Genomic DNA, 16,992 nt, shown 5'->3' with positions numbered 1-16,992 from the left:
CTCCACTACTATGAAATAATTAGCCCCATTCTTTATTACTCTTTAAAACTAAAAACAGTACGAATAAACCTGACATGATAGTAAACACATCAGAAGCTTGCACTCCCTGTTCACCTTTTTCTTCTTTCTTGTCTTTCGGTTCTTCTTTTTGTTCTTTCTTTTTAGAGGCAACTTGTTTGTTATTTTTCTCTTTTTGGTCCTTCGCCTTATGTACTTCCTTGTTGTCTTCAAACGGCTCTTTTATAACGTAAGTAAATTCCTCTTTCTCTTCCAACGGTTCTTTTATAAACTTATTTACTTTCTCATCTCGCTTCGGAATTTGAACAACTGGCAAATTTTCTTCTGGAACCGGGTTTTTGACTTTGGAATCTTCTTGCTTCTCATTTTCTTTCTTATCTTCTAATTCATTTTCTAGTTTATTATCTAATTTATCTTCTTTCTCTTCTATCTTTTTATCATCTTCATTTTTTGGCACCAAAACAGAAATGGTATATTCACTTTCCTCAACAAGTTTATTACCTGCTGCATCTATTATCTCTACAAGTAATTCGTATGGCCCAGCCGGCAATGCTTCTGTTATTTCAAATACTTTTTGCCAATCCATATCATGCTTGTTGTAGTCTAATAAAAACGAAAGCTCTTTATTTTCTTTCCCTTTTAATGTAACGCGCACTTCTTTTACAACCGATTCTATATCTGATGCTTTTACTCGTATATGTATAGAATCTCCCTGTTTTCGTTCAACTAAGTTCTCTTTTACTTCATCAATAGTAACTTTCTGTAACTTTGGCAATTCTTTATCTATAGTTGGCGTTTCATTTTTAATACGAATGAGCGGGACTTTCACTTCATTTTTTATGAGCTCTTCTTTCTCATTCTCTTTGTAACTTTGAACGAGCTGAAGATTCCAATCACCTTGCAAATCAAAATCCCCTGCTTTATAGTTAGCAACCCAGCTCTTCGTTTCTTCATCATACTCAAAAGATAACATTCTTTCTTGCGCATATTGCTCCCCATTTTTTTGTAACTGCAATATACCTTTCATACTTTGAATGTTTTTCCCATTTGGTTCTACAGCAATTCGCACCTCTTCGCCAACTTTAAGCTCCGGCTTATTTACTGTAATAATTCCCTGTTCTGTTTCTATCTTTCTTTCACTCAATTGTTTATTTACTACTTCTTGTTGTTCTGCTTCTTTTTGTTTCTCTTCATCTTGCCTCGTTTCCACTTGCTCTGACGATTCTTGAGATTCCTTATTTTCTTCTTGTACATTCACTTCATTTATTTTTTGATCTGACTCAATTTGTTCCTCAGCCTGACTTTGCAAGGGGAAGAACAAGCATACATGTATGCATAGCCAACTCATTAGAAAAAACTTTACGTTTTTCATCTACTAGTTCAAACTCCTATTTCAATGCCTTATAGTGATTTCGTCACTTTTACTCCGAAAAATCCATCTACATTTACAAGTTCACCATACGCCACTAATACATCATTTACATAAATACGAATTGGTTCATCAATATCCTCATCTAGCACAACTGCTTCATTTTCTTGTAAACTTAATATATCTTGAATCGTTTTCACTGTACTTCCAAATACAAATTTCACGTTCATTTCTACATTTTGTAGAATGGACGTGTCCATATATACTGGTTCCATTTGTTTTACTTCTTTAAATTCAATAGGTTGCACAACTGGTTCTACAATTTTTTCTTCTTCAATTTCTTCTGTGGCAATCTCTTCTTCTTCCACCATCGGATACAGAAGTCGCCTTACCATTTCTTTCGCTTCAGAAATTGGCAAAATTTGATACATTTTCGATTGAAGCAGATCACCAATTTCAAGATTGAACGTAATTTGAACGAGTTCGTCCACTTCCATTGACTCTCCCAAATACTCCATTTCTTCTTTTAACGTTACAAATTTAACATTTGGCGGCGTCATGTCCATTTTTTCTTGGAACATTTCTGACATCGCCGTAGCAGCATGACCCATCATTTGGTTCATAATTTCTTTAATACCGCTCAGTTCTAATTCAGTAAGCTCTTTTTCCGGATCAACTTCCCCTGTTCCCATCATCATTAAATCTACCATTGTTAAGGCGACATCTTTCGTAAATACGAATACATTCTCATTCTTTAGCCCTTCAACAAAGTCGACATTTAAAATAACAAATGGCACTGGTACTCCATCATAATGACGAACATTAATTGCTTCCACATTTGGTGTACTAATTGTAACTGGCTGATTTAAAAGCGTTGACAATACTGTTGAAGCGGAACCAATTGAAATATTTGCAATTTCACCAAGCACATCTTTCTCTTCTTGTGTTAAATGCTCTTTTTCAACTTGTTCTTCTACAATCTCAGTTTCCACTACTTCTGATGGTTCGACTGTTTCTTCTACTTCACCAGATAATTGCATTAATTTATTTACCATTTGTTTCGCATGCTCAACTGAAACAATTTGTACAAGTTTAGAGTTTACAAGATTATCTATCTTTAAATCAAACGACACTTTAACAATCGTATGATTCCCATCGATTTCAGAGATTTTCTCCATTTCTTCTGATAACTTTACAACTTTAATCGTCGGCGGAGACATATCTACTGTATCTTGGAAGAATTCCGACATAGATGTAGCTGCGAATCCCATCATTTGATTCATCGCTTCTTGTACAGCACTTAGCTCTAATTCACCAAGTTCTTTTCCGTCCTCCACTTCACCTGTTCCCATCATCATTAAATCAGCAATGGATAATGCAACATCTTGCTTAAGGACAAGAAGGTTTTCCATATCTAATCCTTTTGTAAAATGAATGTTTAATACAACATGTGGAACTTCGACATCTCTTGAATCATATAAATCTACCAACTCTATGCGAGGAGCAGTAATGCTTACTTGCCTATTTAAAATTGTTGATAATACAGTCGAAGCTGAACCAAATGATATATTTGCAATTTCGCCAAGAATATCGCATTCTTGAGGCGTTAAATGCTCATTTTCTTTTTCTAGCACAATCGTGCTTGTATCCCCTTTTGTGTGTTGCTCAGGCATTTTCCCTGCCTCCTCATTTCTGTTTTTCTATCAAATAATATAAACTCTTATTTTATTTTAGCAAACTCATTAGTATAAAACGTTACTATGTATCCCATTATTAGATTCGTAGCAATTAGCCAAAAAGCTCCCCAATTGTATACAAGTGGGGAGCTTTCCTTCATTCCTATTATAAACCTTCTGGGTTTAAAATGAGGACCACTCGTCCATCACCGAGAATCGTCGCACCAGAGAAATAGTTAGAACTCTCTGCAAAGAAGTCACCTAATGACTTTAAGACTATTTCTCTTTGACCGATAATTGTGTTTACAATAAGTCCATAGCTGCGATGTGTATTACGAACAATTAACACAGGAACCATTTGACCATCATATGACGCAAACGCCTCATCTACTGTTTTTTCACCAAATACAGTACTTAAATGTTTCACTTCAATAATTTGATTACGATAATTTAACACATCTTTCCCTTGTAAGGATTGGATGTCTTCTCTCTTAATTCGAATTGCTTCAACGATATTTCCAAGAGGTAAAGCATAACGCTTATCATTCGTTTGAACAAGCATAGATTGAATAATAGACAACGTTAATGGAAGTTCAATTCTAAATGTACTTCCCTTTCCTTCCTCAGAATCAATAATTAAATGTCCACCTAAACTATGAATCGTATGTTTTACAACATCTAATCCGACACCGCGTCCAGAAAGATCTGATACAACTTCAGCTGTACTAAATCCTGGTTGGAAAATAAGATCAAACACTTCACGATCTGTTAATCTATTCGCATCCGCTTCAGTTACAACGCCATTTTTAATCGCTTTTTCTAATACTTTCCCTTTATTAATACCGTTTCCATCATCCGTAATTTGAATAACGACATGATTTCCACTATGAAAGGCTTCTAATTTAATCGTACCTGTCTCATTTTTACCTGCATCACGTCGTTTTTCAACAGTTTCAACACCGTGATCGATTGCATTTCGAATTAAATGAACGAGCGGATCACCGATTTCATCAATAACAATTTTATCTACTTCAGTATCTTCACCTGTAATTTGTAAATCGATTTTTTTCCCTAAATCTTTCGCTAACATACGTACCATACGCGGGAAACGATTGAACACAGTTTCAATCGGCACCATACGCATATTTAATAGTACATTTTGAATATCTTTTGAAATATCGCCTAATCGATTTAAATGTTCAATTAGCTCCTTGTTTTGAATTGTTTGAGCCAATTCATCAATGCGCCCACGTTCAATTACACTTTCTTCAAACATATTCATTAATCTTTCGATTTTCTCTAATTGAACACGAATTGAACGATTCTCCACTTTAGCATTTTTCGTTTTTGTAGTACTTTTAGCTGGCATAGTACTTGAAGGTTGATTCGTTGCCTCTATCGGTGATTTTACTTGCGTAACCACAGCAGGTTGTAGCTTTTCTTCTACTTGCACAACTTCTTGTGTCACGACTTTTTTAGAAGCTACTTCCTTCGATATAGGTTCTCCTTGCTTTACTTCCACTTTCTCAATTTCAGAAACATGAAGTACTACTTGTTTCAACTCTTCTATACTACAATCCGTATCCATAAATACTGTAAATTCAAATCCGAAAGCATCTGCTTCAATTTCTTCAATACTCGGAGCTGTTTTTTGTATATTCCCTACATTTTGCAATGCTTCAATACACATAATGGCACGTACTGCTTTTAAAATCGCTTGCTGTTCAACTGTTATATGCACTTCATGCGAAACTCCATCATCGGTGTCTATATGATTTTGCTCTATATGTTCCGTAGGAGTTTCTACATTGCCGTTCAATAATGCTTCTAATTTCTGTTTAGTTGAGGCTACATCAATATTGCCCATTCCACCTTGTTGCACATCTGCAACCATCTTCTCCAAATTATCAATGCACTCAAAAATCACATCAATAATATCCGCATTTACAACTATATTTCCATGACGAATTTCATCTAACACATTTTCCATCTTATGCGTTAAATCAGCCATTTCCGTAAATTCCATGCTCGCAGACATACCTTTGAATGTATGAGCGGATCGGAATATTTCTCCTACAACATCCATATCAGCAGGATTTTGTTCTAACACTAGCACATTTTCATTTAGCGACTGTAAATGTTCTTCTGACTCTTCGAAAAATATATTTAATAGATCTGTTTGCATTTTTATCCCCTACCTGTCTAACAAACATTTCATTTATGTATAACAATTTAGTGTTTTACAATGAGAAAAAAGGGGGCCACACGTCGATCCGCTATCACTGTTTTGATTCCTTGTGGCACCCCTTCTATATTAACTATTTGCTACTTTTGTTAAAGCTTCAATTACACGATCCGCTTGGAATGGCTTTACAATAAAGTCTTTTGCCCCGCCCTTAATTGCATCTAATACCATACCTTGTTGTCCCATTGCAGAACAAATAACAACCTTTGCACTTGAATCAATTTTAATAATTTCTTTTAATGCTTCAAGCCCGTCCATTTCTGGCATAGTAATATCTAATGTTACAATATCAGGTTGAAGTTCTTTATACTTTTGAATTGCTTCTACCCCATTCTCTGCTTCGCCAATAACTTCAAATTCAGCATTACTTTTTAATAAGTTTTTAATCATCGTTCGCATAAACATCGCATCGTCTACTACTAAAATTTTATGTGCCATTCTTTTTAATTCTCTCCTTCTATGTATAAATATATCTTAATATTTCACCTTATCATTCTCACTCATTATACAAAATAAAATGATAAAATTTAATATTTTTTTAAAAGAATTTTCGTATTTTTATTATTTTATTATTAAAATAACAATATACTACTCTTTTATATAAATAACAACGCGACGGTTCTTTTCCCAGTTTTGCGGTGAATCATTTGGTACAATTGGCTTTGTGTCTGCATATCCTACCGCAGCTAGCCTTTTATCGTCCACATTATACACTTCAATTAAATGGTGAATCATATTTGCCGCTCGTGCTGAAGATAACTCCCAATTAGAAGGGAATTTCTCGTTATGAATAGGTCTACTATCTGTATGTCCCTCTACAACAATTGGGTTAGGTACGGATTGAAAAAATCCAACTAATTGACTTATTATCCCTTTCGCTTCGGGCTTAACGTTCGCATCGCCTGTATCAAATATTAAATTATCTACTATAACGACGCTTACCCCTGTATCCTCTCGATATACATTCACTTGACTAATACCGTTATTATCTACATACGCTTTTAACTTCTTATATAATTCATCCATTCTCTTTTTTGAAATCATTTTTTCATCATTTTTTTCATGTGAAATATCCGGTATTGTATTTTCCATTACTTTTGCATCTACTTGCTCCGTATCACTAAACTTTTCAAGCATCTTTGACAATTTTACTGCATCTTGCTTTGATGTAGCAACTAGTAATACAAAGAAAGTTAATAATAACATCGTTAAATCTGTAAAAGTCGTCATCCAACGAGGCGATCCCTTTTGCGGTCCTTTACTCATCATACCACTCCTTGAAATATTAGGCTGCTCCTTTTACCTTTTTTACCTTTGTTTCGTATACGTATGTATCCAGTTTCAACTTTAATTTAGAAGGGATTTGTCCACGATACAATTCTGAAATAGCTTCTATTACAAACTTCTTCTCTGTATATAAATCTTCAATACCACGATATACTTTTTCCGCAAGAGGGATTGCAATCATATTCGCAAGTACAGACCCATATAATGTCGTTAACATCGCAACTGCCATCCCTGTACCAATTTGCGATGTATCTTGTAAGTTTTGGAGCATAATGATAAGACCAATTAAAGTCCCTATCATGCCCCAAGCTGGAGCAAAATCACCAATTTTATCTAATAATGCTGCTCCTTTTCTTAACTCATACACTTCCGTTTCAATATCTTTCAATAACACTTCTTTTAATTCATCTTCATCGTAACCGCTTAACATTAATCGAATTCCTTTTTGAATAAAAGGATTATCCACTTGCTCTCCATCTACCTCTAAAGAAAGCAAGCCGTGCTTTTTAGACTTTTTCGAAAAATCGACAAACAAATCCGTTAACTGTTCTAAATCTTCTTCTCTTCTATGTAAAACAGTAAAAATGCTTTTCGTATATTTTTTTATTTCTCCAAATCGATATGCCACAACAATTGTCGCTGTTGTTCCCCCTATGACAATTAAAATAGATGAAACATCTAAAAAGTTTTTGAAAGCTTTTATTCCACCGCCGCCAAGCATAATTGCCGCTATCACTATAATGAAACCTACTATAATGCCCACTGGGCTAGAAATATCAAACTTCCTTTTTCTTCTTTGTGGTCTAGCTAATACTTGATTTTTCTCTCCCATATTTCTGCCCTTTCCTTTCCATTTTTATATAACATTTTTTTATTTTAATAATACGTTTTCACATATAACATGTATTATACGCTTATCATCTGTTTATCGCAATATACTCATGAAATTGACACATTTCATTTCTATATTAGAATTATGGTATGAATAAATGAGGAGGATCACGATGGAACACAACATTTTACAAGTCATTGCATTAGCAGAAAAACTAAAATATGAAATGCGACATAGCTGGCTTTCCAACGGACGTCAAGAAAGTGTTGCCGAACATACATGGCGCATGTCTCTAATGGCCATTTTAGTTGAACCTTATTTGGATCAAAAAGTAAGTATTGAGAAATTACTTAAAATGGTTATTATTCACGATCTAGTCGAAGCCGAAGCTGGTGATATCCCTGCATTTGATACAATGAATAGTCATGACTTACAGCTACAAAAACAAAAAAATGAACTAGAAGCTATTTTAAATATTAAACAAACATTAACAGGTTCTCTCGGTGAGGAATTATATGACTTATGGATGGAGTTTGAAGCGAAAGAAACGTACGAAGCAAAAGTTGCTAATGCACTCGATAAACTTGAGGTGAAAATCCAGCATAACGAAGCTGATATTGATACGTGGCTACCAATTGAACATAAAATGACATTCCAAGTAGCAAAGCATACAAACTTTGATTCTTTCCTATCTAAATTACAAAAAATCATTGAACAAGATGGAGAAAAGAAGTTAATTGCTGCCGGCATTGATGTTGAGGCATGCAAGCAATAATGAAATAAGACACTCAACAAGAGTGTCTTATTTCATTATTGTTGATATAGCCTGCTTATAAATAAGCTGTTGTTTTCCATCCACTAAGATTAAAAGTGTAAATTTATCCACTCCAACAACTTCTCCTATTATTCTAACGCCACTCTTTAAGAAAATTGTAACTGTACCTTTTTCTTCTTTTATTTGTTTATACAATTCTTCCTGTAAATGTTCCAATTACTGTCCTCTCCTTTCTGTGAAACATCTTAATATAAAAAACTATAAATTTTTTATTTATGCATTTTGTCTTTTATGTTCATAAACTTATTAATAAGTATATCTAAATCACGACTAAATAACAAAACTTTATCATGATCCAATCCGTGTCTCGCAACAAGTTGAATTAACTCTTTCTTTTTGTTTTCTATTTTATTTTTTAATTGTCCCATCTCCATCTCTATACTAAAACTCCCTTTTCCCATAATATTACTTGTAAAATTATAGTACATATTCTCTCATAAAAAAATAAGAAAATGGTTTTTTTTACAATTTTTTATTTTTTATGCCTAAATTATGAATTACGTAAAGGTTTATTTACAAATCACTAACATGCAATCCTAATGAATCTACAGGCATTTGTCTAATTATAAATGAGACTGGCTCGTTTTCTATACAAAAAACATACTGTATATAGTAGTCCATGAACCATATAGATTAACTTACTAAAAAGGAGGAAAACATATGAGTTATGGTGGAAGTTGCGCTGGTTTCGGCGGTGGATTTGCTTTGCTTATCGTACTATTCATCCTTCTAATCATCATCGGATGTAGCTGTTGGGGTGGCGGCGGATACGGATATTAATATATCCTATCCTTGAAAAATGAACTAAAAACTATAGAAAAACAGCTCAAATATGAGCTGTTTTTTTTCATACTTTCGTATGAATTTATATCCCTCTTATTTGCGATTTCAACTAGCAACATATTGTTTACTATGGAATAAGAAACATTTTTACTAAGGGGGATTACAATGATTAGAGGTCTTTACGAAGCACATTTACCTGTTGGACTTCCCAGAGGGGAAAAAGTGTATTTAAGTGAGTGGAAAAAACAAATTCAAACATCGTCATTACATAAGGATTAATCTATTTATGTCAGTTTCTTATTCCACACTTCTTAAAACAAATAAAAACTTCAATAAACTATTTTATGGGCAAACATTAAGTGTACTTGGGGATTGGTTCCATACGGTAGCTTTATTAACATTTGTCTACAGCATAACGGAATCGCCGTTTATGATCGCACTTACTTTTATAAGTAAAAGTTTACCACAGCTTCTTCTTAGTCCATTCATAGGCGGAATTGTAGATCGTTTCTCTAAAAAGAATATTATGATTTTTACCGATATTACACGGGGAATTCTAGTCCTTACATACTTACTCGCAGGCTATAAAATTGAGATTATTTTCATTGCTAATATATGTTTATCTGTACTTTCTTGTGTATTTGAACCGGCTAAACAAGCAACCCTAAAAAATATCGTACACCAAAATCATTTCGTAACTGCTAACTCTCTTTCTAGTACAATTAATGGTTTTATGTCTATTATGGGGGCTTCTTTGGGCGGAGTAATTGCACAATCTTTACATATTGAGTTCGCTTTTTTAGTAAATAGCCTATCATACTTTATTTCAGCCTATTTTATTTATAACATGAGTATTCCTGCTCATGATACTTGTAACAAGAACAAAGCATTTTTCACTGATATAAAAGGTGGTTATACATACATATTACAAACAAAAATCATTTTAACATTAATTCTTGTCGGCATTTCATGGGGCATTATTGGAGGCGCTTATCAACTACTTCTAACGATCTATGCCGAAAAAATTTTCCATACGAACATTGGGATTTTATATACGGTTCAAGGGGCTGGGCTTATGATAGGAAGCCTTCTCGTTAATCTTTATATATCCCATAATAAAGAAAAAATGAAAAAAGTATTCGGTTGGGCCTACTTATTACAAGGAATTTTCTTTCTCGGATTCATTCTATCCGATCAACTTATTATCGGTATCATTACTTTATTCTGTATGCGTATAGCAGGAGGAATCATCGTTCCACTTGATACGACATTACTTCAAACTTACACACACGAAAATATGATAGGTAAAGTTTTTTCATTCCATTATTCTATTTACGGATCTCTTATTCAGTTATCGATGTTTTTTACAGGAGGGCTGTTAGAAATTCTTTCTCCTCAAATGATTGGCAGTTTATTAGCTACATGCTGTATTTTTGTAAGTTTTATATGGCTGTTCTTGTTTTATCGCGGGGATCTCAGTGAATAAATTAATGATAATCAATACATTTTGATCCCATTCATTATTTGTTTCCCCATAATAAAATTGTTTCAAAATGTAAGTCGGATTTTTTAGTTAAAGAGCCTTATATGGCAATACTATTTGAGAAAAAACTAGATATTTATGTTAAAATACAAATGAGTTTGTGAAATATTGCACTTAAATAATAGACTTTAACTAGTTAAACTTGATTAAATAGGAGGGCTGTTTTGGGTATAACATTCATTTTCGTATGTATTATATTAGTGGCTTCTATTCTGCAAGCAAGTACAGGTTTTGGCTTTTCCATAATGGCAACCCCTTTCTTACTTATGTTATTTCTACCACAAGAAGCTATACAAATAAACATTATTTTATCTTTAATTATTTCCATTTCACTCATTTGGAAAATAAGAATGGACGTTGATTTTGCTCTACTGAAAAGGTTTATTTTTGGAAGTATAGTTGGTGTTCCTTTTGGCATTTTAATTTTCATTTCCGTTAACATAAACACTTTTAAATTAGCAGTTAGCATCCTACTCTTACTATTAACATTATTGCTAATATGCAACGTTAAGGTTAGATCAACACAATCTAGAGATTTCATAGTTGGTGGATTATCTGGTCTTTTAACGACAAGTATCGGTATGCCCGGTCCACCCCTGTTACTTTATTTTACAGGAACTGATACTGAAAAAGAGAAGTTAAGAGCAACTACATTAGCTTTTTATTTGTTTATATATTTCATTAGCCTAGTAACTCAAATACTCTTTACTGGCACAAACAAAACCATTTGGGAATCAAGTTTTTATGCCATTCCAATTGTATTTTTAGGTTTGTTTATAGGTCAAATTATTTTTAAATGGCTTAATCAACGGATTTTTAAAATATTTACGTACATTCTTTTAAGTTGTACAGGGGGTTATCTTCTTATTGAAAGTTTGAACTTGTTATAGAAGATGCTTTAGATTGTGCCATAACAGATATGTTCAAACAAAATTATTGCTGTATTTTCCGGCAGGGTATTCCATATCAAAACTTAAATAACTTTATTGACAGTTTACAATTAGCAATAATCTTTCTTTCATAAGATAAACATTTCAAATCAAATACTAAATAAAACGATAAAAAGCGGCTATTATGCCGCTTTTACTTACTATTGGCATTTCATTCTCATTTTCTATCACTTTTGTAAAAAATTATTAATTTTTATTTCTATGTATATGATAAAAAACAAAATACCTAAGTTCAGAAAGAATAAACAACTTTCTGGCCTTAGGTATTTCTCCTTCCCAAAAAGACAAACCTACATCACAGGTTTGCCTCTTTACTCACTTCTTATTTAATCCTTTTTCACTTAAGAACTCTTTCATATGCATTCTTTTTTCTTTAGACATAAACGAACTCATTGATTCCGTCCATGTTACGTTTTTCTTGTTTGATGATCTTTCTTTATAATACGCGTTCATCGTTTCATCATATTCGTTTAGTAATTCATCATATTTTTGTTCATCATATCCATTTTCATGAAGAACTGCTGCTACCGGTAAACGTGGTTTCACTCCATGATCTTCATCTGGTACGCCGACTGTCATTCCGAATACAGGATATACTTTATCAGGTAAATGAAGCAGTTCACTCACTTCTCTCGGATTATTACGAATACCACCAATATAACAAATACCGTATCCTAACGATTCTGCTGCTAGTGCTAAGTTTTGCGCAAAAAGTGAAGCATCTACCGTCGCAACGATAAAGTCTTCTACTCCCTCATACTTTATCTCTGTACTATGTTTTTCACATGCAATTTCAAGTCGTTTTAAATCTGCACAACAAACAAAGAATGCTGCACAGTCTTTCACGTGACGATTTCCGGATAGCTCTGCTAGTTTAATCTTTAGGTCTTGATCTGTTACATATATAACAGAATAAGCCTGTACAAAATGTGATGAAGCTGCATGTTGCGCAGCGTGCACCATCTTTTCTACTACATCTTTCGGAATTGATTCTTCTTTATATTTACGAACTGAAACATGTTGCTCCATCTTATGTATGATCTCATTCATGAAAATCACTCCTTTTTTCTCTTCCTAATGAAAAATTAACATATCTTTTTCAATTTTCACAACTTATAAGCACAAAAAGAGCAATTCTTTTTGAACTGCTCTTTTTTAAAACGTTTATCGATACGGTAAATGAAATTATACTTATTATATTACGCCGTTTTCAAAACTTTAATACCTTTTACGATATTCCAAATGAAGTAGTAAATTCCTACAAGAATGAACACTGCATATGTGATAGCCATTCCAATTCCAGCACCGTCAGATTGATTGAAACCTAAACCGTACATACCTGATACTGCTAGTCCTCCAAATAAGATTGCGTATGGGAAAACATGTGACCAAAATGCTTTTTTCGCGTGATACTTCACTTCATCTTCTGCAACAAAGTACACGATAATTGGTAGTAAAAATGGTGCAAAAAAGATACTAAAGTAACATAACGAAGATAAAATATTATTTCCTTTCATCCGATTCACCTCTAAATAGTTTTTGTTACCTTCATTATGTCAGGAAATCATTCTAGAAACTATCGCTTTACCTTTCACGAACGTGACATATTTGTAAGATTTTCCTCAAACTAAATCCCGCCTGAAGTTTCAGCCGGGATCACTTTCACTATATTCGATTCATAAACCAGTACTGTGTGATTGCTAAATATTCTCGTACATTCGATGGAATGATGATTGGTTTCGGTGTTTTTGCCGGAAGACCTTCTAATTGTAAACCTTGTTTTGCCGCTATTTTTTTCGCTCTAAACATGTGAAAATCGTTTGTTACGATCATTCCTTTTTTCATATTGTCCGGAATTAAAGGTTTTGAGAATTTAATATTTTCATCAGTACTCGTTGACTTATCTTCCATTATAATGCGGTCTTCTGCAATTTTTAATTTCATTAATTCATTTTTCATTGCTAATGCTTCTGAAATATCTTCCCCTTTTCCTTTCCCTCCAGATACAATAGCGATTGCTTTATCATGTGATTTCAAATACTCAGCTGCTTTATCAATACGATATTGCAATGAGTACGATGGTTTCGTTCCGTTTACTTTCGAGCCCAATACAATTATATAATCAGCTTCATAGGTCGCATTCATTTGCCCATGCTTATAAATGTTATATTGTAAAAATCCCACATAAACGGCGCAAACCATTATAATTCCTATCATATACTTAATTATTTTTTTCTTTTTCATATCCATATACTCCTATGTTCTTTGCTTCTTTCATGATAATATCCATTTATTTGTTTGTATACAGACAAATTCCAATTCAACCTAATTTATCCTCTAGAAAGTAATATTTATATTTCTTTCGGGAACAGTAAGTACAACTTTGCACGAAGGAGTGTCTCTATTGCTTCTCTTTTTATGTAACGTATCGTTCTTTTTTATTTTATTTTTACTATCACTTAAGATGCTCGGTAAATCAGCTTTAGCACAACTAACTCCTCATGATTTTGGTGCTATTATCTTTTTATCTTATTTAGCTTTTCAGGCCATACCAGTCTCTGGTGCTTTGCAAGCTTTTCTCGGTATGCTTGTAATTACATGTTTACATTTAATCCTTACAAAATTAAGCCTATTCAACAAACTAAATCGTTTTATTCTCGGGCACCCTATTATTTTAATTAAACATGGTGACATTATTTTTGAGAATTTACAAAAAAGTAGATATCCAATTGCTGAATTACTTTCTAACCTTCGCGTTGCAGGATATCCAAGTGTTCATGAAATTGAATACGCTATTTTAGAAGCGAACGGCGCTATTAGTATTTTACCAAAAAGAGAACTTGTACCATTAACTCCAAAAGATTTAAACATAGAAGTTAAGTATGCTGGATTACCAATTGCACTTATCGTCGATTCACAAATTCAATATGATAACTTAAAGTTAATACATAAAGATGAAAAATGGTTATATAAAGAATTAAAGGAAAAAGGAATTACAAATATTAAAAACGTTGCCTTTGCTTCTGTTCAAGAAACGGATGGATCTTTTGCGATTAGTTTAAAGGAATAAAAAAATCCCCTTAATTGCTTAAGGGGATTTTCTTCATCATATCGCTTCTTTCTCTCCTGCCATATTTAATGGAACAGGATGTTTCATACGATTCATCGTAAATACGATAATCGCTGTCATTACTTCTGCAACTGGCATAACGAGCCAAATTCCGTTTATCCCAAATAATTTCGGCATAATCCATAACAATGGAATAATAAATAGTAATCCTCGGCTCATTATAATAAGTACTGATTTCTTCGTTTGTCGCACTGATTGGAAATACTCTCCATACACAATGTTATAACCTAAAAATACGTATTGGATAAAGAATAAGCTAATACCTGTTAAGGTTAACTCCAATAATTCTGGAGATTGAACATCAAATAAACCAATGATATATTTCCCGAAGAATAATCCGACAATTATCGCAATGCCTCCGAGGACAACTGCAATTTTCACAGCAAACTTCAATCCTTCACGAAGTCTCTCTGATAAATTTGCCCCATAATGGAAACTAGCAATTGGCTGTAATGCTGCTCCAACACCAAAGAATAATAGTAATGTCATTGCATGAATACTATTCACCATCGCATAGGAAGCTACTCCTACTTCTCCTGCATATTGGACGAATGCGATATTAAAACCAATCGTTACGATTGCAACCGTACTTTCTGCTGTAAAACTTGGGAAACCAATCACCATAATTTGTTTGACAGTATCCCATTCAAAATGGAATTTCGTCCACTTTAAAATACTACTTTTTCTAAAGAAATGAGTTAATAATACAAGGAAACCAATCGCTGCCGAAAGAATAGTCGCTGAAGCAGCACCTGTTACGCCCCATCCAAAGATAAAAATAAAGATATAGTCAAACACTATATTTAATACAGCTGTTACAACAAGACCAGCCATTGCTAAATTAGGATTTCCATCATTCCGTATGAATGTACTTAAAATATTTTCTAAAACGTATATCATTCCAAATGTTAATAATACGTGTAAATAGTCTAACGCATATGGTAGAATCACTTCATTTGCACCAAATAAGTATGCTAAATCTTCTATTCTCCATAAGCAAATCGCTGCTAAAATCCCTACGATAACAACTGCTACCGTCATGGATTGAGTAAAAATAGACCTTGCTCTTTCTCGTTTATTTTCGCCTAATGCAATGGAGTATAACGTTGCCCCGCCCATTCCGATCCATAATGAAATAGAGAAGAAAATCGAAAATGCTGGAATAGCCACGTTCACTCCTGCTAAACCGTTCGCCCCAACTCCTCTACTAATCATGACCGCGTCAATTACAATATTCACTGACATTAATACCATTCCAAGAACGGCTGGTATTAAATAAGAAATAAATAAGCTTTTTATCGGTTTTTCTCTTAATTTTTCTGTTGCTTCCATACTCTAATATGCTCCTTTTTTTCAACTCTCTTTTCTTAGTTTAAACCTTCAAGTAACTTGAAGGTCAAGAGAGAATTAAAAAAACAGGTAACTGACTTATACTAATGAATGTAAATTTGTAATCAATTCAAAAGTTTTCATCTTATTTTTTCACTACAGGAATTTGAATTTCTGTTACTTGCTCCTCTGGATTTTCTGTTACAGACCAATCAATCAATCCAATCTCAATCGAATCTCCATGTACTTCGTAACCTTCTTTATCAATGTATATAAGTAACTCCTTGTACGTTGCATCTGTTTCTTCATACGGTCCATGATGATAAGAGCAAGCATATAAACCTTCTTTAATTTCATCTGAAGTATGCACTTCATACGGCATATAATCCAAAAGAATAAATACACTGCTATATGCTTGAAACTCATTTTGCATTAATCCTTTTTTCGCAACAGTTACACCAATATCTCCAGAAAATAAACTATCATCCATTTGCCTCATATTTTTTTGTAACGAATGAATGTAGTACTCAAACATATCATCCGTCGTATTTGGAGCAACCGCAATTGCTGTAATTTTTCGCTGCGGAATCTCTTTAATTACCATTTGTTCAGCTTTTGCTTTTGTTGCTTTCTTAATTAAATGAATTCTATGCTCCATTTTCGCCAAAGCATACTCAATTTCTCTTTGTTTCTTCAGCATCATCTCTTGTTGTTTTTCCAGTAAATTGAGTGCGTATGCTGGATTTCTTTCATCAATATATTTCTTAATTTCCTTTAACGGAATATTTAACTGGCGTAAAAATTTAATCGTATCTAACAGTGAAAATTGATCGATTGTATAATAACGATAATTCGTTTGAGGATCCACAATGGACGGATGAAAAATTCCTTTTTCATCATAATACCTTAATGTAGATTCTGCGATATTATGCATTTTCGCCATTTCTCCAATTGTAAAACGTTTATTTAATAACATCTTTTATTTCCTTCCATTT

The 16,992-nt window shown here is 33.3% G+C and carries 18 protein-coding genes; 5 read left to right on the top strand and 13 right to left on the bottom strand.

What is annotated here, in order from left to right:
• Positions 1–19 precede the first annotated feature (19 nt).
• The 6 genes from BC_RS08110 to BC_RS08085 all read right to left on the bottom strand — a co-directional run bounded on the left by BC_RS08110 (position 20) and on the right by BC_RS08085 (position 7,427).
• Positions 20–1,390, bottom strand: a complete 1,371-nt coding sequence (locus BC_RS08110; RefSeq protein ID WP_000800085.1) for a hypothetical protein — start codon at positions 1,388–1,390, stop codon at positions 20–22.
• 29 nt (positions 1,391–1,419) lie between these two features.
• Positions 1,420–3,060, bottom strand: coding sequence for a flagellar motor switch protein (locus BC_RS08105; protein WP_001115005.1), 1,641 nt, complete (start codon positions 3,058–3,060; stop codon positions 1,420–1,422).
• A 169-nt stretch (positions 3,061–3,229) separates the two neighbouring features.
• The gene (locus BC_RS08100) at positions 3,230–5,248 is read right to left on the bottom strand and encodes a chemotaxis protein CheA (protein ID WP_001192618.1); all 2,019 of its coding nucleotides are present in this window, start codon (positions 5,246–5,248) and stop codon (positions 3,230–3,232) included.
• Between the two features lie 129 nt (positions 5,249–5,377).
• Positions 5,378–5,746, bottom strand: coding sequence for a response regulator (locus BC_RS08095; protein WP_000940568.1), 369 nt, complete (start codon positions 5,744–5,746; stop codon positions 5,378–5,380).
• Between the two features lie 150 nt (positions 5,747–5,896).
• Positions 5,897–6,574 carry an OmpA family protein gene (locus BC_RS08090; RefSeq protein WP_000033625.1) on the bottom strand — a complete coding sequence of 226 codons (678 nt, stop codon included), beginning with the start codon at positions 6,572–6,574 and terminating at the stop codon, positions 5,897–5,899.
• 19 nt (positions 6,575–6,593) lie between these two features.
• On the bottom strand, positions 6,594–7,427 hold the full coding sequence (locus BC_RS08085; protein ID WP_000504191.1) for a flagellar motor protein MotP: 834 nt from the start codon (positions 7,425–7,427) through the stop codon (positions 6,594–6,596).
• A gap of 172 nt (positions 7,428–7,599) precedes the next feature.
• On the opposite strand from BC_RS08085, the gene BC_RS08080 reads away from it, so the two are divergent.
• Complete coding sequence (locus BC_RS08080; RefSeq protein ID WP_000400779.1) at positions 7,600–8,202, top strand: HD domain-containing protein; 603 nt, start codon at positions 7,600–7,602, stop codon at positions 8,200–8,202.
• 27 nt (positions 8,203–8,229) lie between these two features.
• Here BC_RS08080 and hfq read toward each other — a convergent pair whose 3' ends face one another.
• Together hfq and BC_RS08070 are read right to left on the bottom strand one after the other, a co-directional pair.
• Positions 8,230–8,418, bottom strand: a complete 189-nt coding sequence (gene hfq, locus BC_RS08075) for an RNA chaperone Hfq (RefSeq protein WP_000400663.1) — start codon at positions 8,416–8,418, stop codon at positions 8,230–8,232.
• Positions 8,419–8,471: 53 nt separating this feature from the next.
• The gene (locus BC_RS08070; protein WP_000291687.1) at positions 8,472–8,690 is read right to left on the bottom strand and encodes an aspartyl-phosphate phosphatase Spo0E family protein; all 219 of its coding nucleotides are present in this window, start codon (positions 8,688–8,690) and stop codon (positions 8,472–8,474) included.
• A 232-nt stretch (positions 8,691–8,922) separates the two neighbouring features.
• Here BC_RS08070 and BC_RS08065 point away from each other — a divergent pair, with 232 nt between their 5' ends.
• From BC_RS08065 to BC_RS08055, 3 genes are all read left to right on the top strand, one after another.
• Positions 8,923–9,042 carry a YjcZ family sporulation protein gene (locus BC_RS08065; RefSeq protein WP_000120179.1) on the top strand — a complete coding sequence of 40 codons (120 nt, stop codon included), beginning with the start codon at positions 8,923–8,925 and terminating at the stop codon, positions 9,040–9,042.
• 289 nt (positions 9,043–9,331) lie between these two features.
• On the top strand, positions 9,332–10,531 hold the full coding sequence (locus BC_RS08060) for an MFS transporter (RefSeq protein ID WP_000117066.1): 1,200 nt from the start codon (positions 9,332–9,334) through the stop codon (positions 10,529–10,531).
• Positions 10,532–10,752: 221 nt separating this feature from the next.
• Positions 10,753–11,478: a sulfite exporter TauE/SafE family protein gene (locus tag BC_RS08055; RefSeq protein ID WP_000513090.1), complete on the top strand. Its 726-nt coding sequence runs from the start codon at positions 10,753–10,755 to the stop codon at positions 11,476–11,478.
• 375 nt (positions 11,479–11,853) lie between these two features.
• Here the strand turns inward: BC_RS08055 and nfsA are convergent, their stop codons facing one another.
• The 3 genes from nfsA to BC_RS08040 all read right to left on the bottom strand — a co-directional run bounded on the left by nfsA (position 11,854) and on the right by BC_RS08040 (position 13,782).
• Complete coding sequence (nfsA, locus tag BC_RS08050) at positions 11,854–12,588, bottom strand: oxygen-insensitive NADPH nitroreductase (protein ID WP_001002387.1); 735 nt, start codon at positions 12,586–12,588, stop codon at positions 11,854–11,856.
• 149 nt (positions 12,589–12,737) lie between these two features.
• Positions 12,738–13,055 (bottom strand): DUF4870 domain-containing protein, encoded by a 318-nt coding sequence (locus tag BC_RS08045; protein WP_000678055.1) that lies wholly within the window; start codon positions 13,053–13,055, stop codon positions 12,738–12,740.
• A 148-nt stretch (positions 13,056–13,203) separates the two neighbouring features.
• Positions 13,204–13,782: a YdcF family protein gene (locus BC_RS08040; protein ID WP_000727393.1), complete on the bottom strand. Its 579-nt coding sequence runs from the start codon at positions 13,780–13,782 to the stop codon at positions 13,204–13,206.
• A 160-nt stretch (positions 13,783–13,942) separates the two neighbouring features.
• Here BC_RS08040 and BC_RS08035 point away from each other — a divergent pair, with 160 nt between their 5' ends.
• A complete protein-coding gene (locus BC_RS08035) occupies positions 13,943–14,608 on the top strand; it encodes a DUF421 domain-containing protein (RefSeq protein ID WP_000923927.1) in 666 nt (221 codons plus the stop codon).
• A gap of 36 nt (positions 14,609–14,644) precedes the next feature.
• Here BC_RS08035 and BC_RS08030 read toward each other — a convergent pair whose 3' ends face one another.
• Complete coding sequence (locus tag BC_RS08030; protein WP_000388389.1) at positions 14,645–16,000, bottom strand: MATE family efflux transporter; 1,356 nt, start codon at positions 15,998–16,000, stop codon at positions 14,645–14,647.
• A gap of 142 nt (positions 16,001–16,142) precedes the next feature.
• A complete protein-coding gene (locus BC_RS08025; RefSeq protein ID WP_000925933.1) occupies positions 16,143–16,973 on the bottom strand; it encodes a MerR family transcriptional regulator in 831 nt (276 codons plus the stop codon).
• Positions 16,974–16,992 lie beyond the last annotated feature (19 nt).

The sequence above is a fragment of the Bacillus cereus ATCC 14579 genome, assembly GCF_000007825.1.
Classification (GTDB): Bacteria; Bacillota; Bacilli; order Bacillales; family Bacillaceae_G; genus Bacillus_A; species Bacillus_A cereus.
Note: the sequence above shows the minus strand (reverse complement) of the source record. Positions and strands in the feature narration are given on the sequence as shown.